Here is a 20681-nt window from a genome sequence, read left to right on the forward strand (position 1 = left end):
AAATGAAAGTGATAATTGGCGCGTCTGCAGGCGGTCCTGCTACATTAAAGGAATTATTTAATTTTAACGAAAAGATTGAATATCCTATTATTTTAGCTATGCATAACCTAGCTAATCAAACAGAGAATTTCAAGAAGTATCTATCATCTATATCAAATCAAAAAGTTTATATAATAAATAACCCCACAATAATAGAAAAAGGAATATATATTCCTGAAGGGGGAAAAGATTTAATATTTATTTCAAAAAACATAATAACAACAGTAGAGAAAAGTGATTATGTTGCTCCATCTATTAATAAACTCTTTGAAACATTATATAGTTTTTCAGGTGAAAACACATATGTAATTTTATTAGGAGGATTAGGAAATGATGGAACAAAAGGAATTAAAAAATTAGAAAAAACTAAAACAAATATCTATATTCAAAAAGATGCTCAATTCACTTACATGACAAGAAATGCCATGAAAGAGATTAAACATTATATATTGTTAAATATAATAGATTTGAAAAATCTATTAATTTCATTAAATAAGAAGGTGAAAAAATGAAAAAAATACTTATAAAAAAAATACTTATAATTGATGATAGTGTCTCGTGGAGGGAATTTTTAAATAGCAAATTAACTACACTCGGATACGATGTTGAAATTGCCTCTGATGGATTAAATGGTTTAAATAAATTTTTTGAATTTTTACCTGACATAGTTGTTACTGACTACATTATGCCTCAAATGAACGGAATTCATTTGTGTAGATTTATCAGAAGCTATAATTCTTTTTCAAATGTAGGGATCATTGTACTAACTGGTGCCAATGAATCAATAAATGAATTCTGGGCAAAAAAAAGCGGGGCCAATTTATTTTTAAGAAAAAATTTACCTCCAGAAAAATTAATTACTAAATTAGATAACTTCATTAAAAATAATAATTTCAGTATAGAATGGTCAAAAGAATTTTATAAATTTAGAGTAAACCCTTTTATCGAATTAGTAGATATTTTAGAAGAAAGTTTAAAAATGGAAGTTTTAAGATCAACTATTTTAGATTTAATTGATTATACTTCTGATGAAGAATATGTTATTAAAAATTTGCATAATTTATTTAAAGAATTCTTTAAATTTGATGGCTTACATATATTATTATTATCTACTTCATTTGGAAGAATATATTCTTTTTCAAAAAATAAATATTCTCAAAAAAATATGAAGAATTTTTTGCTTAAATTTTCAATAAAACCTACTTCTCCTACAGAATGGATTTTTAAGGGAAATTTTAATCATGAATCTGATATTAACCCCGAAGACTATATGTTTTTTAATGTTATTCATGAAAATATAGAATTAGGTGTAATTGTTTTTGAGAAAATATATAATAAAAACAATTTAATATATTATATGAATGTATTAAACAAAGCTATAAGTATATTATTTAAAGCTTTAAATAATTTTATAGACTATAGGGATGCTTCTGAAAGAGATGGTTTAACTGGACTATATAACAAAAAAACTATAGAAGAAAAATTAAAAGATTTAATTACTACATTTAAAAGGAAAAACTTTGAGATTTCAATAGCCATGATAGACATCGATGATTTCAAATCCATTAATGATACATATGGTCATATTGTTGGAGATAGCGTTTTAAAAATTTTTTCAAATATATTAACTGAAGAATTAAGAGAAAATGATTTTATAGGGCGTTATGGAGGTGAAGAGTTCCTAGCAATAATGCCTGCTACAAATTGTGAAGAAGCTAAAATTGCATTACAAAGAGCTTTAGACAAAATAAATAACTATAATTGGTCATCTATTGGAATTAAAGGGAAAATAACATTTAGTGCAGGTATTTGTTGTGATTTTAAAAATAAAAGTGTTACAGACTTTATTAATGACGCAGATAATTTTTTATATATAGCCAAAAATAAAGGGAAAAATATAATAATTACAGGGGAGGAATTATTATGAAAATTGAAACCAAATTTGGAATTTTATTTACATCCATTATAGCTATTTCTTTAATTGTAACATTTATGTCTTCCTATTTCACTTTTTTGAATTTTACTATAAAGGAATTAGAAAAATCTTACTTAGAATCTGTTAATATTACTTCTAAAATATTGTCTAATTTTAATGAAATAAACAATGAAAATTTGTTTAATTATTTAGGTTCACTTAATCATGGTTATTATTATATTGTTGATAATAGTGGAAATGTTATTTTCCATTCTGATAAAACAAAAATAGGGTTAAATTTAAATGATGTTGGACTAAAAAATTTATATAATTATTTCTTAAATAATGATAACGGTGTATATGAATATTCATATGAAAAATTAAAAAGATATGCTGCTTTTTCAAAGTTTGAAATAAATGGAAAAACATATTTTCTCGTTCATGCTCTAAGTGAAGATGAATTGTTTTTTGATTTAAAAATATTTAAAACATATATATACATAGCTTATATTATAATAATATTAATATCTGTAATTATATCTTTATATTTATTTAACAAATTTAGCGCTATATTTAAAAACCACATAAAAAGAATACAGGAATTCACAACAAATGTTTCTGCTAATATTGCTGAAAGCAGTTCTGCTTCAAGTGAAATTGAATCAGTTGCAAATAATACCAGACAAAATATTCAAAAATTAGATGAACTGGTTCAGAATTTTTCTTCATCAATTGAAGAAGGTAGAAGCGAGCTAAATGCTACACTTTTAAATATGAAAGAGTTTTTTGGAAATATTCAAACAATGAATCAAATGACTATGAAAATTGCAGAGTTTATTAATAAATTAACTGCACTAAACGAAAAAATAAAAGATATTTCTGATACTGTGTCTATATTATCTATTAATTCTTCTATTGAGACAAGTAAAGAAGTAATAGATAAAGAAGGTATATCAAAAATTGCAGAACTCATAAACGATTTAGCTTCTGAAGCGCGTGAAACTTCTAGAAATTCTGAAAAAGTAATCAAAGACATTGAAAATAACATTACTTCAAACGTTTTATTGTCAGAAAAAATTTCAAAAGAATTAATAAATGTTGAAAATTCTTTAGATTCTATTTCACAAGTTGTTGAAAGTTTTGCTGATAGCGTAGAAACATTATCTAATTTTTCACACACAACTAATATATCCATGGAAGAAGTTTTAGAAGGCATAAAACAAACTTCATTAGCATTAAGTGATATTTCTAATAGTTTAAATAAATTAGTTAATATAGCAAGAAATTCTGTTGATTAATACCATGTCCAAAAAGTATAACCACTCAAACCTTAATTGCTAATTTTCAAAAATAGCATATTTTAAATAAATACAGAGGGGGCAATATTATGCTAAATGATATCGAAATCGCAAAAAAAGCTAATTTAAGAAAAATCTCTGATATTTCAAAAGAATTAGAAATTGATGAAAATCATGTTCACCAATGCGGCCATCATATTGCAAAAATTTCTCATCATTATTTAAAAGAGTTAAATAACAAAAAAAATGGAAAATTAATTTTGGTTACAGCAGTTAATCCAACTCCAGCAGGTGAGGGAAAAACTACCACAAGCATAGGTTTATCAATGGCTATTAATAAATTAGGGAAAAAATCTATTGTTGCTCTTAGAGAACCTTCTTTAGGGCCTGTTATGGGAATAAAAGGAGGAGCTGCTGGAGGAGGATATTCACAAGTTCTTCCTATGGAAGACATAAATTTACACTTTACAGGAGATATACATGCTGTAACTACCGCTCATAATCTTGTATCTGCTGTTATTGATGCTCATATTAAATATGGAAATGATTTAAATATTGATGAAACTCGCATTTTCTGGAAAAGGGCTATGGATATGAATGATAGGGCTCTAAGGCAAATAGTAATTTCTTTAGGTGGTCGTTCAAATGGATATCCAAGGGAAGATGGATTTGTAATTACAGCCGCTTCAGAAATTATGGCAGTTTTATGTTTAGCTGATGATATTCCAGACCTAAAACGAAGACTTCAAAATATAGTTATTGCAAGAAATATCAAAGGAAAACCTATTACTATAGGAGATTTAAAAATAGAAGGCGCATTAGCCGTTGTTTTAAAAGATGCGTTGAATCCAAATTTAGTGCAAACTATAGAAGGTACTCCTGCATTTATTCATGGTGGCCCTTTTGCAAATATTGCTCATGGAACTAATTCATTAATTGCGACTAAAATGGCTTTAAAATTATCTGATTATGTTGTTACTGAAAGTGGTTTTGGAGCAGATCTGGGAGCTGAAAAATTTTTAGATTTTGTATCTCCAACAGCAGGTTTTAAACCCAATGCTATAGTATTAGTTGCAACAATTAGAGCTTTAAAATACAATGGAAAAGCTAAAGATTTAAATGAGGAAGATTTAGATGCTTTAAGAAATGGAATTGTAAATTTAAAAACACATATAGAAAATCTTCAAAAATTCGGAATCCCTATAGTTGTTGCATTAAATAAATTTGACACAGATACTGAATCAGAGATTAAATATGTTATAGATTATGTCGAAAATATGAATGTTCCTGTAGCTATTAATGAATCATATTCAAAAGGGTCAAATGGAGCTATAGATCTCGCGAAAAAGGTTATTGAAGCCTCAGAAAAGGCTAGTGAATTAACAACTATATATAACTGGCATGATTCCCTTGAAGTAAAAATAATGAAACTTGCAAAAGAAATATATAGAGCAAAACATGTAGATTATGAGTTATCAGCAAGAAATAAAATCAAATTTTTTAAGAAATATGGTTATGATAATCTTCCTGTAATTGTTGCCAAAACTCAATATTCCATTTCCGATGATCCAAAAAAATTAGGAGCCCCATCTAACTATAATTTTACAATTAGGGATTTTGAACTTTCAGCAGGCGCTGGTTTTATAGTTGCATTAGCTGGAGATATAATGAGAATGCCAGGATTACCAAAAATATCTAATGCTGTGAATTTAGATATTGATGCAAAAGGTAATATTACAGGGTTATTCTAAGGTGATATTATGATTATTAATATTGACAATCTTGCAAAAAAAATTACAGAGAATATATTGAAAACATCGACAAAACATAAAATCAAGTTAACTAGTGTTGCTTTAAATCCTGAAAAACCAACATTGGCATATCTAAATTCACAGAGAAAATTAGCAAAAAAGTTACATATTGATTTTGATTTAATCAAATTATCTTCAAAAAATGAACTATTTGAAACTATACATATCCTAAATAATAAAAATGATGTTCATGGGATTTTTTTAGCTCAACCATTACCTTTTGATCCTTATGAAATTATTTCTGAAATTAATCCTAAGAAAGATATTGAAGGTATAACACCTTTTAATTTAGGAAACTTATTATATGAAAAATCCTATTTTAAACCATGTACAGCAGACTCTGTCGAAAGAATACTTAATGATTTTACAACATTAGATGGAAAAAAGGTTACCGTAATAGGAAGAAGTGTTATTGTAGGAAGACCTGTATCTATATTATTATCAAATAGCAAAAATAATGCCACAGTTACTATATGTCATAGTCATACTAAAAATTTAAAGAACATAACTTTAAATTCAGATGTTATAGTATCTGCTGTTGGTATTCCAGATTTTATAACAAAGGATATGGTAAAAAAAGATACTATAATAATTGACGTGGGAATAAACTTTAAATATGGTCACATTGTTGGTGATGTATCTTCAACAGTTTATGATATTGCATATGTAACAGAAGTACCTGGGGGTGTAGGTGAAATAACCTCTCTCATATTATTTGAAAATTTAATAAAGGCATTTCTTTATTACAATAATTAAATAAAGGTTATAATCAATCCAATAATTGCAGAACTTAAAATTATATAAATCGGGTCAAGCTTTGTTTTCATAAATAATATAAAAGCATATATTGATATTAAAATGCCTATTAAATTTTTTTCAACAATTACTGGTTTTAAAACTGATAAAAATGTCATTGAAATTAAAATAATTGTACCTAATCTCAAAGATTTTATTAATTTAGTTCTATTTACATTAAATTTTTTCAATAAGAATTTAGCTGTAAAATAATATATAATTGCAGGAATTACCAAAAAAAATGTATTAAGAAGAGCTCCTAAAAAACCATATTTTAAATATCCAATATATGTAGCGAGATTTACTGCTACAGGGCCAGGAGTCATTTGTGATATAGATATTGCTTCTTGTAAGGCTCTTTCTGTTAACAAATTATTTTCAAGTATTAATTGTTTTATTACCCCCAAAGAAGCCCAGCCACCACCAAATGAAATAAATCCAATTTCAAAAAATAATAAAACCATTTTAAACATTTTTATCAAATCCTTTATCAAAAAAATAGAAAAGTATTACTCCGGAAAAAAATACTAAAACTGTATATCTTGGAAAAAAGAACATTATTAGCACAGAAAAAAGTATTATAAATAAATCATATTTTTTAATCTTTGTAGTTTTTATGAAATCATACAAAATACCAGCAACCATACCTATCAAAGATGCATATGCCCCTTTAATAAAACCAGAAACATAAACGTTATTTGAATACTCTTTTAATATAGAGGCTACTAATATAATACTTATAAACGGTGGAAGTATTACTCCTAAAGATGAAACTATTGCCCCTTTAATACCTTGAATTTTTTTACCTGATAAAAATGAAACTTTAAACGCCATAGGGCCAGGTATTGCTTGAGCTATTATTAAAATATGTTTAAACTCATCTTCAGAGAGATATCCTTTAGAAGTTAAATTTTTCATCATCACAGGAATCATAGCATAACCTCCACCTAAGGCTACTGCTGAAATTCTAAAAAATATTAAAAAAAGATTTAACATAGCATTCCTCCCATGTTATAATTCAATATTATAATACCATAATTATTTCAATTTCAATTTTCTTAATTGTAATTATATTGAGACATTTTTATACAGTCAAAAGTGTATAATATTAACAAGGGAATTATGACGTTTCTAAAGAATACAAGGAGGAGATTATATGATACCAACACCACATATTGAGGTAGATAAAAAAGGAATAATTGCTGAAACAGTTATTATGCCTGGTGATCCATTAAGGGCAAAATTTATAGCGGAAAACTTTTTAGAAGATCCTATTTTATTTAATAAAGTAAGAAACATGTTCGGATATACTGGCATTTATAAAGGAAAGAAAATTAGTGTAATGGGTAGTGGAATGGGAATGCCTAGTATTGGTATATATTCCTATGAATTATTTAAATTTTATGATGTCCAAAATATCATAAGGGTTGGTTCTTGCGGAGCTTACACTGATGAAATTGATTTATATGATGTTATTTTAGTGGAAGAATCATATAGCGAATCAACTTATGCAAAAGTAATGGCAGGAATAGAAGATGAAATATTAAAGCCTTCTTCTGAATTAAATATTAAATTAGAAAATGCTGCAAAAAATTTAAATATACCTATTCACAAAGGAAGAATACATAGTTCTGATGTTTTCTACAGACAAAATTTTGATAACTATAAAAAAATAAAAGAAAAATATGGTTGTATAGCCGTTGAAATGGAATCATTTGCTTTATTTGCTAATGCTCAAGTTACAGGAAAGAATGCAGCATGTTTGCTAACCGTTTCAGATTCATTAGTTACCATGAAAGCTACATCCAGTGAAGAAAGAATGAAATCATTTACTAATATGATGAAAATAGCTTTAGAAATGGCATAAAACGGGGTAATCCCCGTTTTTTATTTTAGATTTACATAACTTCTAAAAATTTATGTTATAATATTTAAAATTATATATAAATTTAGGTGATAAAATGAAAGATATTTTATGTAAAGGATTATTTGAATACACAGATAATGCTGTTTTTTATTGGGATAAGCATTTAAAATTAATAAAAGCAAATAAAAGAGCTGCAGAAATGTTAGGTTACTTATCGCCTGATGAAATGATCGGTATTTCATATGAAAAACATATTTATGACACTGAAATTGATATATTAGAAAGAATTAAAAAAGCTATAGAAAATAAAAATCTTATGCAAATATTTGAAAAAAAATACATTTCAAAACATGGAAGTATAAAATGGTTTGAGGTCCATATTTCGCCTATATTATTAAAAAACAATGATTATATAATACAAGAAATAGCATATGATATAACGGAAAGAAAAATTTTAGAAAGCCAGCTGGACTTAGAAAAGAAAAAATTTGAAAATTATTTTAATCTTTCTCAAACTATAAATGTTGTTTTAGATAAAAAAGGAAATATATACGATATAAATAATAAAGCATGTGAATTGCTAAATGTAGAAAAAAAAGCTGTTATTGGATTAAATTGGTTTGATAATTTTATTGAAAAAAGTATTCGAGATAAAATAAAAATGGTATTTAATAAAATTATTAATAAAGAAATGGATAAAGTAGAATTTTATGAAAATGAAATTATTAGCAAAAAAGGAGAAAAGTATTTAGTTTCTTGGCATAACGGTTATATAGAAGAAAATGAAGAAATTAAATATGTAATTTCTTCTGGTATCGATAGAACAAAAGAAAAAAAATACATAGAGGCATTAAAAGCAAGCAATCTTTTATCTAATGAGCTATTAAAATTTTCAAACGAAATTATTGCTTTAGGATACACTGAAGATTTATATCAAAAAATATTAGATAAGTTTGTAAAATTGTTTCCTCATGCAGATGCTGGTAGTTTTATTTTTAAAAATGGAAAATATTATGAATATAAAGCTGTTAAAGGGTTTAACTTTGAAAAATTAAAAGAAATAAATTTTGAAGTTGATTTTGAAAAATTTTTCAAAAACGAACCATACATTGTAAAAAAATGGGATGGTTTTCATCCAATTTCAGAGTATAATGAAAATATATTAAAAAAATGTGGAAAAATCAATGAAATAAAAGAAACTTTAATCATTCCTATAAAGGTTAAAAAAACATTATATGGGTTTATAAACTTCGACTCCTTTAATAATTCGTTCGATGAAATAGAATTAGATTTTTCAAGGGTTTTAAAATCTAATATTGAATTTTTATTGTGGAAATTAGAAACCGATAAAAAATTAAAACAAGCTGCGAAGTTTGATTATTTGACAAAAGTTTATAATAGACAAACATTCATTTTAAAATCAATTGAATTAATGAAATTTGAAAAAAGATATAAAGAAAAAATGTCTTTTATATATATGGATATTGATAAATTTAAACAAATTAATGATACTTATGGTCACAATATTGGTGATGAAGTTTTAAAATTTTTTACAAAAAAAGTATCTTATATTTTAAGAGAAAGTGATATTTTTGGAAGAATTGGTGGTGATGAATTTATTATTGCCTTACCTCGAACAGATAAAAATGGAGCAAAAAATGTAATAAAAAAAATAAATAAAACTCTTTCAACACCTTTCAAATATGATAATATAGAAATATATTTATCAGTAAGTTATGGATGCTCTGTTTTCCCAGATGACGGTGAAGATATTAATAAATTATTTGATATTGCAGATAAGATGATGTATAAAAACAAAAAAAAAATAATAAAAAGTTACTAGTATTAACTAAAGAAAAAAAGAATAACAAAAATTAAGCATAGTATGAATAATTAAAAGTATAAAATTTAAAATCTTAATTTAAAATATTGTTAGCTATAAATTTTATGGATAAAAACATTTTTGTGGTGTTTTTAAATTTAAAATTTTAATGCTATAATTATACAGTTGTTTTAATAAAATTTTGTAATTATATAATATTAATTTTTAAATGTTTCACGAGGTGAAAAAATGCTTTTTAAAATAGAAAATGTTTCTCATAATTTTGGAAATCAAGACATCTTTTATGATGTCAATTTATCTGTTTACGAACATGATAAAATTGCTTTAATTGGTCCAAATGGTTCTGGAAAAACAACTCTCTTAAAAATTATAAACAACGAAATTGAGCCTTTAGAGGGCTCTGTTTTAAGAACAAAAAACTTAAAATTAGGATACTTAAAGCAATTTAGAGCAGATGAATTAAATTTTTCATTATTTGAATATGTACTAAAAGAAATTGAGAAAAGTGCTACCGATGAAATGAAGAACAAAATAGTTCGTTCTATTTTAAAAGGAATGGGTTTTGAAGAAAATACTTGGAACAGAAAAATACATTCTTTAAGTGGTGGAGAGTTAACAAGACTTGGCCTTGGGAGAATTTTAGCTGGTGATTACAATTTATTAATACTTGATGAACCTACAAACCATTTAGATATATATTCCATAAATTGGCTTATAAATTATTTAAAAAACTATAAAGGAGCTTTAATATTTGTTTCACATGATAGGAATTTTATAAAATCTTTAGCAAATAGATTTTGGGAAATAAATAATTTCAAAATATGGGATTTTAAAGGAAATTATGATCAGTATATTAACAATAGAAAGAACATGTTAATTAATATCACAGCAAGAAAAAAAAATATTGAAAAAGAAATTGAGAGATTAAATGTAATGATAGAACGTTTTAGAAAATGGGGAACAGAAAAAATGATGAGGCAAGCTAAGCTTAGAGAAAAGATACGTGATAAACTCATAAATGAATATAATGAACTTGATTTATTAAAAGAAGATCAAGTTATAAAAATTAAAATACCTGAACCAAAACGAACAGGGTATAATGTATTAGAAGTTAAAAATTTGAATTTTGGATACTCCACAAATAAATTGATATTGAGAAATATAAATTTTAAAATAAACGAAAGAGAAAAAATAACTATTTTAGGTAAAAATGGAAGTGGTAAATCTACATTATTAAAATTACTTATGGGGAAGATAAAATGTGATGATGGCTTAATCAATTGGGGATATAATATCAAAATAGGTTATTTAGACCAAGTTATTTCATCATTAAACAAATCTTTAAATGTAATGGATATTATATGGCGCGATGTCCCAGAATGGAAAGATTTTGAAGTTAGAAAGTATATTGGTCGTTTTGGATTTGTTAGTGATAATGTTTTCAAGAATGTTGATACTCTTAGTGGTGGAGAATTAACAAGATTAGCTCTTGCTAAACTAATTTTGCAAAAACCTAATGTATTAATATTAGACGAACCTACAAATCATTTAGATATTTTTACAGTCCAAACTTTAGAGGAAACTTTAAAAGAGTTTAAAGGGGCTATAATAATGGTTTCTCACGATGAAAATTTAATAAAAAATATTTCTGATAGATTCTTTTTAATAAAAGATGGCCACATATTAGAATATACCTCTTTTGAATCAATATTGCCCGAATTACTAAATGATTCTTTTAAATTAAAAAAAGAAAATAAAGCAAATATTGATTTTGAAACATCAAAAAAAATTAAAAATAAAATAAAATCTTTAACTAGAGAAAAAGAAAAACTAGAAATTTTGTTTGAAGAAATAATATTAAAAATCGAAGATGTAGAAGAATTAATGTCTTCTTATTCTAATAATTATCAAAAACTTGTAGAATTACAAAAAGAAAAAAGTTTATTAGAAAAAAAAATGGATGAAATTTCAAAAAGAGAAAATGAAATAATTTTAGAATTAGAAGAATTAAAAAATATTGGAGGATGATTTTATGATTTTCGGAATTTATTCCGACCAAAGCGAAAATTTTTTAACACCAACTAACCCAAAAATCGGAGATGAAATTTGTATTAAAATTAGAGTTCCAAAACAATATGGAAGGGTTGCTGGCAATTTATATTTATTAACTCAAAAACACTCAAACAAATATAAACATACACCTATGCATTTAGAAAAGGAAAATAATTTATTCTGGTATTTTTCAACTAAATTTATATTAACTGAAAGGTTTATACGATATCATTTTGAAATAGATTTCTTAGACAAAAAACAAAAAATTAAATATGATTCAAGAGGTATTGTAACTCATAGACATATTGAGGATTATGTTATCATACCTGACTTTGAAGTTCCAGAATGGTCAATTGGTGCAGTTTATTATCAAATTTTCCCTGATAGATTTTATAATGGTGATCCTTCAAATGATCCCGTTGATAATGAATATATATATGATGGAGAACCAATAAAAAAGAAAAAGTGGAATGAATTACCTCACCCCACTAAAGGCCATAAAGAGTTTTATGGTGGGGACTTGCAAGGAATTATTGATAAATTAGATTATCTTAAAGAGCTTGGTATTGAAGTAATATATTTAAATCCTATATTCGTATCTCCAAGTCCTCACAAATATGATACTCAGGATTATGAACATATTGATCCACATTTAGGAGTTATTATCGAAGATTCTGAAAATATTAATGAAAAATATAAAATTAGAACAACCTCTGAAAAGAATTTAATAGAGAGTGATAAACTTTTCTCAAAATTAATTGAAGAATCTCATAAAAGAGGAATAAAAATTATTTTAGATGGTGTATTTAATCATTGTGGTTCATATCATAAATGGGTAAACGAATATAAAATTTACGGAGAAAATGTGGGTGTAGCTAATGATCCAAATTCCCCTGAATCTGAATATTTTTACTGGCATAAAGATGGTTACGAAGGTTGGTGGGGATATAAATCTTTACCTAAATTAAATTATGACAAAACAATGTTACTATGGAAATATATTTCCCAAATTGGGGAAAAATGGGTAAGTCCGCCATACAATGCAGATGGTTGGAGATTAGATGTAGCAAGAGATTTGGGAAAAAGTAAAAATATAAACAAAACTTTTTGGAGGTATTTTAGAAAAATAGTAAAAAAAGCTAATAAAGATTCTATAATTTTCGCAGAAGATTACGAATCACCCAAAGAATGGTTTGAGAGTTTATCATGGGATGGAGTTATGAATTATATTGGAGCTATGGATCCAATTAGTTATTTTTTAACAGGAACAGAAAAGCATAATGATGACTTCAAACCAGAATTAATTGGGAATTCTGAATGGTTTATAGAGCATCTAAAGTGGGCTTGGAGCCAATTACCTTTAAATTCAAAATATGTTTCTTTAAACCAGTTAAGTAATCATGATCACTCCAGATGGGCCACTAGAACTACTAAAAAAATTGGAAGAGCACAAACTAATGGTCATAAAGATGCTGAAAATGGAATTGACTGGGAAATATTCAAAATCGGTTACTTAATGACTTTCACATTACCTGGATCTCCTGGTTTATATTATGGTGATGAAATAGGTTTAGCTGGTTGGACAGACCCAGACAATAGAAGAACATTTCCATGGGATAGATTAAATGAAAAAGAATATCAAGAGCGTTTGAATTTTATGAAAAATATGATAAAATTTTATAAAGATTATACATCTTTAAGAAAAGGTTCCATTGAATTTTTAAAATGGAACAAAGGTTTCATATCTTACGGAATATGGAATTCTGGAGAGAAAATAATAGTTATTATCAATATAAATGATACTCCATATGATTTTGAAATTCCTGTATGGATTTTAGAAATTGAAAATGATAAATTAGGGACTATATTTAGTACAAAAAGTGTTGATTTTGAAGAAATCGAGGCTTATCAAGGTATAATAAAAGGAAACATACCGGGAAAATGTGCTATTGTATTAAAAAAAATATAATTTTTTGTGATATAATCAAAGTGTACTATGAGAGGAGGAATATTATGAAAAAAGAAATTTATGGAAATAGTGCAACAATTTTTTTGCAAGGAAGAGTCGACATAAATAACTCTGAAGAACTAAGAGACGAATTAAATGAATTAGCAGAAAATGGAATAAAAAGGATATTTATAGATATGTCAGGGTTAGATTATATCGATAGTAGTGGGTTAGGTAGAATATTATATTTCTTTATGAATTTTAAGAAAAAAGGTGGAACAATGGAATTGCATAACGTGAGAAATGAGAATGTTAAAAAAGTTATTGAAATTGTTAGATTAGATAAAATTATTCCGATAAAAGAATATAACGTTGATTAATCTTCCCGCTAGGGAAGATTTTTTTATTTTTAACAAAAAATGCTCTTTATTTTAAATTTTATATGGCATAAATACTGTGATATATACAAATTGTATATAATATAAGGAGGGATTTTATGGCTCATATAAAAATTGCAATATATACAACTTCAAGATGTCCTTGGTGTAAAAAAGCTAAAAGATATTTTAAAGAATTAGGCATCCCTTTTAAAGAATATAATGTAGAAAAAGATCAAAAGGCTGCCGAAAGAATGGTTAAAAAAACTGGACAAATGGGAGTTCCGGTAATCGAAATTGGAAATCAAATAATTGTTGGATTTGATAAATCAAAAATAGAAAGACTTTTAGGAATATAAAAACAGCTCCTGCAAAAGCAGGAGCTGTTTTTATAAATCAAAATATAATTCAAATTCTTTTGACAACGGAATTGAATAAACAAGATTAGCTTCTTTTATTTTTGTATTCACCCATTTTTCAATTAATGATTTTGGGAATGTTTTTAAATATCCGTTATCTTCTTTAAGTCCATAAACAACATCTTTTAAATTTAATGGAAATTCTTTATTATTTTCGCCTTTTGAATGAAAACCCATTTCTACAGGATCAAACTTATTTTCTATTCCATTTATACCTGCTAATACCATCGCAGAAAGGAAAAAATAAATATTTGAAGTAGCATCACCTGTTCTAAATTCAATTCTTGTATCAGCTTTACTTAAATACCCTGGAATCCTGATTGCTGCACTTCTGCTTCCCTTTGAAAAAGATGCAGAAATAGGAGCTTCAAATCCAGGAACTAATCTTTTATATGAATTTGTGCTTGGGTTAGACCATGCTAATAATGATCCAGATAAACTATGTTTTAAAACCCCTGCAGTATAGTTTAAAGCTAATTCACTCAAATTATATAATCCATCACCAACAAATAAACTTTTTCCATCTTTTTCTAAATATTGATGAACATGCATTCCATTTCCTGGCATGTTATATAAAGGTTTTGGCATAAAAGTAACATATAATCCATAATCCTTTGCTATTCTTCTAATTAAATATTTCGCTAAAGTAACATTATCTGCAGCATCTACCAAACTCATAAAGTTTAATTCTATCTCATGTTGAGCAATACCAACTTCATGATGATGATATTTTACAGGTATCCCGGCATTTTCTAATGTTTTTACTATTTTATTTCTTAAATCAAAATGAACATCATATGGTTCATTTAAATGATATGAAGAACCACTCGCTTTTGGCTTATCATTATTCTCTCCTAGTCCTTCAGCATTTTCTAAGATATAATATGACTCTGTAGAAGATGTTTTATAATTAACATCATCAAATATATGAAATTCGAGTTCTACAAGCATTTTTACATCATCTGCTATCTTGGAATTTTTTATGTATTCTAATGTTTCTTTAGATATACTCCTTGGATATTGATCAAAATATTCTCTTGTTGAAGGATTTATAACATCAGAAAAAATGTGAATGATTTTCATTTCATTATTTGTTTCTAAATACATCTTAGATATATCTGGTATAGCAACCATATCCGAATCAGTTACCTTTGCAAATCCAAAGTTTGACGCATCAAAACCTATTCCTTCTTTGAATATTTTTTCATTCACATAACTTTTAGGTAAGGCCACATGTTTTAATTTTCCATTTATGTCGACAACCATAATATCTAGGAAATCATAATCTTCAGGAATTTTATCAATCTTATAGAAATTTAGCATACCGTCACCTCCATATTTTATTCAACTTAACTATATCATTTTTGAAATTTTTTTCATAGTCCGATTAGTGAATTTTTTACCAGATTATACTTGAATAAAAGGCTTTATTTTATTTAATCATTTTATTTTTTAATTTAATACCATGAACATTATATCTATACTTTCTTTAAAAATTCTTATTTTTATTGTATAATAGTTTAGAGAGCGAATAGGGGGTGTAATATGAAAAAAACATTATACTTTTTAATATTTTTTATAATAATTATTATTTTTTCAGGTTGTTCAATCTTTCAATTTAAAGAAAAAACTTTTGAAGAAATATATAAAAAAACTAAAAAATTTAATATATTACTGGAAAATACCCATTATGTTGCAACAAAAAATTTTTCTATACCTTTTAAGGTATATACAAAACAAACTTTTGCTGCTACTCCAGGAGAATTTATAGATAAAATTTCTATATCTCCCATTTCTAATGGCGCTTCAATTTCTATTTATAAAAATTATTTAAAATTTCATAATTTCACAAAGTCAGGAACTTATACATTAACTTTTTCTCATTCTGATAATTCCACCTCATTGGATATTCAAATAATTCCAGATAAACCTATAGATATTAAAATTGAAATTCCTAAAAGAACATTTCAAGCTTCTGAAAAAATTATAATACCTTTCAAATTATATTATATCGATAAATATGATAATAAGATAATATTTCCTTTTGAAAATCTTTCTATTTTTCCATATGTGAAAAATAATATAAAAACTTCGGGTAAGGGATCTTATGAATTAGAGCTATTTAATATTACTAAACCTGGAAAATACGTTTTTTCATTAAATATAGATGATAAAATAAAGAAAAACATTAATTTTGAAATTATTCCAAATGTACCGTATAAAATAAAATTTGAAAAAAATATTATAGACTTAGCCACATATTTTAAAGATACTATTCATTTTCCACCAAAAAATTCTAAAATACAATATACATCATATGATAAATTTGATAATCCTGCTGAAAGTTCAAATATAACTTTCAAAATAATACCAGAAACCTTATTAACCCCAAATATTTCAATAAAAGAGCATTCAATTAATATTTCTTCTAATGCATATCCTGGAAAATTTAAAATATATTTTTATCATCAAAATAAAAAACTTGAAGGTTCTTTAATAGTAAATATTCATAGTGTCCCAAGAAATGTAATAATAATTGACAAAAAGATAGATAATAACTTATTTATATCTTTTTACGTCCAAGATGGAAATACAAATTTATCTCAGAATATAGATATTAATAAAATTGTAATAAAAACTAATGAAAGAATATTACTAATAAATAATTCACTTAAAAAATATTTAAAAATAAAAGATAATTTATATATATTAGAAAACTTCCCTCTTAAAAAATATCCTGATAATTTAGAAATTATTTTTTATATTCAATCAAAAATTTTCAATTATACAAAAAAAATTACTAAAAAAATTTATTAGGAGGTGGTATTATGAAAAAAATTGTTTTTTTATTTAGTATTTTAATTATAGGTTTTTCAATTTTTGCTGGTACATTTTATAATCCTTTAGGTCCTACTCTCTTGCCTGCTGCAGAATTATATATAAACAAAGTTCCAACATTACAAACATATTATTGGAGAAATATTGATCAAGCTCAAGCTTTAGTTTTAAAAGAACAAGCGGATTTTATTGTTCTTCCTGTTGCTTTAGGTGTTGAATTAATAAATAAAGGCGCTAATTACAAATTAGCTGGCATTTCGTTATGGAAAACATTTTATCTTGTTTCTTCACAAAAAATAACTAATGTTGAAGATTTAAATGGCAAAAGGATTGTTACACTTCATGGCCCTGGTCAAACAGCTGATGTAATATTAAAAATACTAAAAAAGATGAAAAATATTGACTTTGAAATAGCATATGTAACAAGTGGTCCAGAAATTATACAGCTATTAGCTTCCGGAAAAGAAAATATTGCCGTATTACCTGAACCATTTGTTTCATTAGCAGAAATAAAAACAAAAGGAAAAATTAAAACACAAATGGATTTACAAAAATTATATTCTAATTTATTTAATTTAAAAGATGAAAAAATCCCTATAGCAGGCATTTTTGTATCAAATAAAAAATTTTCAGAAAATCCAAATTTTGTCAAGCGGGTATTGAATGCCTACGAAGCTTCAGCAAATGACTTTTATAAGAATAACTTTGAAGAAGCTTTGAATTATGTATTTAAAATTATGCAAACTATGCCAAAACCTGTTTTAGAAAAAGCTGCCTCACGTTCAGAAATCTATTATACAAAAGATATTAAAAATATAACGGATTTATATTTAAAAAACTTATATGAATATGGCGCTATATCCGATATTCCAAAAGATCTTTATTTAAATTATTAGGAGAATAATATGAATAACAAATTTTTTGATGAATTTAAAAAATTATGTAATATATTGCAAAAGAGTATTGAAAAATGTCCATGGGTAAAATCTATAAATACAAAAATTATGTTAAATGAAGCCTCTTCTGAGATAAAAGAAATAGAAGAGGCTCTTTCTAAGAATGATATTGATAATCTTGAAGAAGAAATTGGAGATTTAATATATGATTCACTTTTACTATTAAAAATTGCTGAAAGAGATTATAAAATATCTTCCGACAAAGTAATCAAACGAGTTGTATCAAAAATTTCCAATAGAAAACCTTGGCTTTTCTGGGAAAAAAATACTTCTTACGAAGAAGCAGCAAAGATCTGGAAGGAAAGAAAAACAGCAGAAAAAAAGCTAGGTGAGAATATTGATTAAAGTTTATTTAAGTGATCTCCACATTGGTAATGGTAATAAAAAGGATGATTTCAAATATGATAGTGAATTAATAAAAATTTTAGATGATTTAAATAAAGAATCAAACAATGAATTGTATATTGTAGGTGATGGATTTGAAATTCTTCAATCATATGAAACACACCATAAAAGTAATGATGTACTTGAAATTGTAAAAAACATTGATTTTAATTATATTCTACATAAAATTGAACAAAATCATAAAGATTTAATAAACGCTTTTAGAAAATATTCTCAAAAAAATACCATACATTATATAGTGGGGAATCATGATTATTACTTACTTTTTGATAATAAATTAAAATCTACATTTAAAGAATTTTTAGGGAAAAATGTTGAAATCCATCCTTATTATTATGATGAAAAATGGGAACTTTTTATTATTCATGGAAATCAATTTGATGCCCTTAATAGATTAACCCTTACTAAAACAGGAAAAATATTATCTCCATATGGTGAATTAATGGAAAACTTTATATCTAAATACTTTGATAACGAGGTTCTAAATGTTCTTCCAGATGAAATACTAATGGATTATGATAACATCGAACCAAAAATGGAAATATTTCTTTGGTTAGAAGTTATAAGAAAAAAGTATTCTATAGGTCTTGATTTAGAATATAAATGGATAGATATGTTTGTCAATTTTGTAAGAAGCAAGGAATCAAAAGAATGGTTAAAAGAAAACTATCCATTCATACATCTTTTATCATATATATTTATTAATAAAATAGGTGGAATAAAATTCAGCGAGATGCTTGTAAGAGTTATAAGTTCATTACGAGGAGCAAAAAGAACAAATTATTTAATGGAAAATGTGAAAAAGTTATTATATAAAAATAGAGTTATTCCAAAAAAATATTGTGTTGGATATTCTGAAAAAGATATTGTTATACCTTCAAAATTACAAGGAATAATCATGGGACATATACATGTCCCATCATATGAAGTATTTCCAACTGATGACGGCGAAGTTTTCTATTGTAACCTGGGAAGTTGGAAACACACCATAAAAAGGACCTCTGTTAAAAACAATTCAAAATTTTTAAAAAGAACTCAAATAAGTTATTTTATAGTAAAAGAAAGTAACAAAAGCTTAAACACTGAATTTATAATAAAAGATATGATATAATTAAGGAGGATAATTATGAATATTGGAATTATAGGCTCTGGAAGTTGGGGAACTTCTATATCAAAAATTTTATTGAATAATGGCCATACCGTTAGAATATGGTCAAGAGACAAGCATGTAGTTGAGGCTTTAAAAAATGGTGAAAATCCATATTTTCTTCCTGGGATTTCAATACCAAAATCAATTATTCCGTCCTTAGATATAAAAGAAGTAATTGAGAATTCTGAGTTATTAGTTTTAGCTATCCCAACACAGGCAATCAGGGAAGTTTCTGAAAAGATTAAACTCTATTATAAAAATCAAATTCTTGTTAATCTAGCAAAAGGATTAGAAATCCACACACAAAAAAGAATAAGTGAAATTTTACAAGATATTTTAGGAGAAAATATAAAATATGTGATATTAAGCGGTCCAAGTCACGCTGAAGAAGTTGCAAGAGATATTCCAACAAGTGTAGTCGCTTCGTCATATGATTTAAAATATGCAAAAATTGTTCAAGAAAATTTTAGTAATGTCTCTTTCAGAGTGTATACTAACGATGATGTTATTGGGGTAGAAATTGGAGGAGCTATGAAAAATGTAATAGCAATTTCTGCTGGTATAATTGATGGTATAGGTGGATGGGACAATTCTAAGGCCGCATTAATTACTAGAGGGCTTGCAGAAATTATGAGATATGGCGAAAAAAAGGGGGCAAAAAAGGAAACTTTTTCAGGGTTAGCTGGTCTTGGTGATTTAATAGTAACCTGTACGAGCCAACATAGTAGGAATAGATATGTTGGCGAAATGATAGGAAGAGGGAAAAAATTAAATGAAATTATTGAAAATATGAATATGGTGGCGGAAGGTATTTATACTGTAAAAGCTTTATATAATGAAATAAAAGTGTTAAATATAGAAATGCCTATAACAGAAAAAACATATGAAGTGCTTTATTTAAATAAAAATCCTAAAATGGCCATTCATGAATTAATGATGAGAGAATTAAAAAATGAAATTTAACCTTT

General features: G+C 25.9%; 19 protein-coding genes. 16 read left to right on the top strand and 3 right to left on the bottom strand.

From position 1 onward, the window contains the following. Window positions 1-2 precede the first annotated feature (2 nt). The 5 genes from ACYQ44_RS03440 to ACYQ44_RS03460 all read left to right on the top strand — a co-directional run bounded on the left by ACYQ44_RS03440 (window position 3) and on the right by ACYQ44_RS03460 (window position 5819). Window positions 3-551, top strand: a complete 549-nt coding sequence (locus ACYQ44_RS03440; RefSeq protein WP_459995242.1) for a chemotaxis protein CheB — start codon at window positions 3-5, stop codon at window positions 549-551. After that, window positions 548-1966 (top strand): GGDEF domain-containing response regulator, encoded by a 1419-nt coding sequence (locus ACYQ44_RS03445; RefSeq protein WP_459995243.1) that lies wholly within the window; start codon window positions 548-550, stop codon window positions 1964-1966. Before ACYQ44_RS03440 ends, ACYQ44_RS03445 begins: the two co-directional genes overlap by 4 nt. Then, entirely contained in the window at window positions 1963-3252 is a 1290-nt protein-coding gene (locus tag ACYQ44_RS03450; protein WP_459995244.1) for a methyl-accepting chemotaxis protein, read from the top strand. Before ACYQ44_RS03445 ends, ACYQ44_RS03450 begins: the two co-directional genes overlap by 4 nt. Before the next feature lie 89 nt (window positions 3253-3341). Continuing rightward, entirely contained in the window at window positions 3342-5003 is a 1662-nt protein-coding gene (locus tag ACYQ44_RS03455; RefSeq protein ID WP_459995245.1) for a formate--tetrahydrofolate ligase, read from the top strand. A 9-nt stretch (window positions 5004-5012) separates the two neighbouring features. Then, window positions 5013-5819, top strand: a complete 807-nt coding sequence (locus ACYQ44_RS03460) for a bifunctional 5,10-methylenetetrahydrofolate dehydrogenase/5,10-methenyltetrahydrofolate cyclohydrolase (RefSeq protein WP_459995246.1) — start codon at window positions 5013-5015, stop codon at window positions 5817-5819. On the opposite strand, the gene ACYQ44_RS03465 is transcribed toward ACYQ44_RS03460, so the two are convergent. Together ACYQ44_RS03465 and ACYQ44_RS03470 are read right to left on the bottom strand one after the other, a co-directional pair. Then, entirely contained in the window at window positions 5816-6322 is a 507-nt protein-coding gene (locus ACYQ44_RS03465; RefSeq protein WP_459995247.1) for a chromate transporter, read from the bottom strand. The genes ACYQ44_RS03460 and ACYQ44_RS03465 overlap by 4 nt on opposite strands. 1 nt (window position 6323) lies before the next feature. Continuing rightward, a complete protein-coding gene (locus tag ACYQ44_RS03470) occupies window positions 6324-6854 on the bottom strand; it encodes a chromate transporter (protein WP_459995248.1) in 531 nt (176 codons plus the stop codon). Window positions 6855-7017: 163 nt separating this feature from the next. On the opposite strand from ACYQ44_RS03470, the gene deoD reads away from it, so the two are divergent. The 6 genes from deoD (at window position 7018) to ACYQ44_RS03500 (ending at window position 14304) form a co-directional block, all read left to right on the top strand. After that, entirely contained in the window at window positions 7018-7725 is a 708-nt protein-coding gene (gene deoD, locus ACYQ44_RS03475; protein WP_459995287.1) for a purine-nucleoside phosphorylase, read from the top strand. 94 nt (window positions 7726-7819) lie between these two features. Beyond that, complete coding sequence (locus tag ACYQ44_RS03480) at window positions 7820-9568, top strand: sensor domain-containing diguanylate cyclase (protein WP_459995249.1); 1749 nt, start codon at window positions 7820-7822, stop codon at window positions 9566-9568. A gap of 228 nt (window positions 9569-9796) precedes the next feature. Further along, complete coding sequence (gene abc-f, locus ACYQ44_RS03485) at window positions 9797-11596, top strand: ribosomal protection-like ABC-F family protein (protein WP_459995250.1); 1800 nt, start codon at window positions 9797-9799, stop codon at window positions 11594-11596. Between the two features lie 4 nt (window positions 11597-11600). After that, window positions 11601-13589: a glycoside hydrolase family 13 protein gene (locus tag ACYQ44_RS03490; protein ID WP_459995251.1), complete on the top strand. Its 1989-nt coding sequence runs from the start codon at window positions 11601-11603 to the stop codon at window positions 13587-13589. A gap of 44 nt (window positions 13590-13633) precedes the next feature. Continuing rightward, window positions 13634-13948 (top strand): STAS domain-containing protein, encoded by a 315-nt coding sequence (locus ACYQ44_RS03495; protein ID WP_459995252.1) that lies wholly within the window; start codon window positions 13634-13636, stop codon window positions 13946-13948. A gap of 116 nt (window positions 13949-14064) precedes the next feature. Beyond that, the gene (locus tag ACYQ44_RS03500; protein ID WP_459995255.1) at window positions 14065-14304 is read left to right on the top strand and encodes a glutaredoxin family protein; all 240 of its coding nucleotides are present in this window, start codon (window positions 14065-14067) and stop codon (window positions 14302-14304) included. Between the two features lie 30 nt (window positions 14305-14334). Here ACYQ44_RS03500 and ACYQ44_RS03505 read toward each other — a convergent pair whose 3' ends face one another. Continuing rightward, on the bottom strand, window positions 14335-15687 hold the full coding sequence (locus tag ACYQ44_RS03505) for a glutamine synthetase family protein (RefSeq protein WP_459995256.1): 1353 nt from the start codon (window positions 15685-15687) through the stop codon (window positions 14335-14337). Window positions 15688-15909: 222 nt separating this feature from the next. Here ACYQ44_RS03505 and ACYQ44_RS03510 point away from each other — a divergent pair, with 222 nt between their 5' ends. The 5 genes from ACYQ44_RS03510 to ACYQ44_RS03530 are packed head-to-tail and all read left to right on the top strand — an operon-like array spanning window position 15910 to window position 20676. Next, window positions 15910-17181, top strand: a complete 1272-nt coding sequence (locus ACYQ44_RS03510; protein WP_459995258.1) for a hypothetical protein — start codon at window positions 15910-15912, stop codon at window positions 17179-17181. 11 nt (window positions 17182-17192) lie between these two features. After that, entirely contained in the window at window positions 17193-18098 is a 906-nt protein-coding gene (locus ACYQ44_RS03515) for an ABC transporter substrate-binding protein (protein WP_459995259.1), read from the top strand. 9 nt (window positions 18099-18107) lie between these two features. Beyond that, entirely contained in the window at window positions 18108-18503 is a 396-nt protein-coding gene (locus ACYQ44_RS03520; RefSeq protein ID WP_459995260.1) for a MazG nucleotide pyrophosphohydrolase domain-containing protein, read from the top strand. Continuing rightward, window positions 18487-19674, top strand: coding sequence for a metallophosphoesterase family protein (locus ACYQ44_RS03525; RefSeq protein ID WP_459995262.1), 1188 nt, complete (start codon window positions 18487-18489; stop codon window positions 19672-19674). The genes ACYQ44_RS03520 and ACYQ44_RS03525 overlap by 17 nt, the downstream gene beginning before the upstream one ends. A gap of 15 nt (window positions 19675-19689) precedes the next feature. Beyond that, window positions 19690-20676, top strand: coding sequence for an NAD(P)H-dependent glycerol-3-phosphate dehydrogenase (locus ACYQ44_RS03530; protein WP_459995264.1), 987 nt, complete (start codon window positions 19690-19692; stop codon window positions 20674-20676). Window positions 20677-20681: the final 5 nt, after the last annotated feature.

Source organism: Marinitoga arctica, assembly GCF_054657315.1.

Excerpts from the sequence above, each read along its gene's own strand:
- ACYQ44_RS03440 (WP_459995242.1), top strand. The coding sequence starts at position 3 with ATGAAAGTGATAATTGGCGCGTCTGCAGGCGGTCCTGCTACATTAAAG.
- ACYQ44_RS03445 (WP_459995243.1), top strand. The coding sequence starts at position 548 with ATGAAAAAAATACTTATAAAAAAAATACTTATAATTGATGATAGTGTC.
- ACYQ44_RS03450 (WP_459995244.1), top strand. The coding sequence starts at position 1,963 with ATGAAAATTGAAACCAAATTTGGAATTTTATTTACATCCATTATAGCT.
- ACYQ44_RS03455 (WP_459995245.1), top strand. The coding sequence starts at position 3,342 with ATGCTAAATGATATCGAAATCGCAAAAAAAGCTAATTTAAGAAAAATC.
- ACYQ44_RS03460 (WP_459995246.1), top strand. The coding sequence starts at position 5,013 with ATGATTATTAATATTGACAATCTTGCAAAAAAAATTACAGAGAATATA.
- ACYQ44_RS03465 (WP_459995247.1), bottom strand. The coding sequence starts at position 6,322 with ATGGTTTTATTATTTTTTGAAATTGGATTTATTTCATTTGGTGGTGGC.
- ACYQ44_RS03470 (WP_459995248.1), bottom strand. The coding sequence starts at position 6,854 with ATGTTAAATCTTTTTTTAATATTTTTTAGAATTTCAGCAGTAGCCTTA.
- ACYQ44_RS03480 (WP_459995249.1), top strand. The coding sequence starts at position 7,820 with ATGAAAGATATTTTATGTAAAGGATTATTTGAATACACAGATAATGCT.
- abc-f (WP_459995250.1), top strand. The coding sequence starts at position 9,797 with ATGCTTTTTAAAATAGAAAATGTTTCTCATAATTTTGGAAATCAAGAC.
- ACYQ44_RS03490 (WP_459995251.1), top strand. The coding sequence starts at position 11,601 with ATGATTTTCGGAATTTATTCCGACCAAAGCGAAAATTTTTTAACACCA.
- ACYQ44_RS03495 (WP_459995252.1), top strand. The coding sequence starts at position 13,634 with ATGAAAAAAGAAATTTATGGAAATAGTGCAACAATTTTTTTGCAAGGA.
- ACYQ44_RS03500 (WP_459995255.1), top strand. The coding sequence starts at position 14,065 with ATGGCTCATATAAAAATTGCAATATATACAACTTCAAGATGTCCTTGG.
- ACYQ44_RS03505 (WP_459995256.1), bottom strand. The coding sequence starts at position 15,687 with ATGCTAAATTTCTATAAGATTGATAAAATTCCTGAAGATTATGATTTC.
- ACYQ44_RS03510 (WP_459995258.1), top strand. The coding sequence starts at position 15,910 with ATGAAAAAAACATTATACTTTTTAATATTTTTTATAATAATTATTATT.
- ACYQ44_RS03515 (WP_459995259.1), top strand. The coding sequence starts at position 17,193 with ATGAAAAAAATTGTTTTTTTATTTAGTATTTTAATTATAGGTTTTTCA.
- ACYQ44_RS03520 (WP_459995260.1), top strand. The coding sequence starts at position 18,108 with ATGAATAACAAATTTTTTGATGAATTTAAAAAATTATGTAATATATTG.
- ACYQ44_RS03530 (WP_459995264.1), top strand. The coding sequence starts at position 19,690 with ATGAATATTGGAATTATAGGCTCTGGAAGTTGGGGAACTTCTATATCA.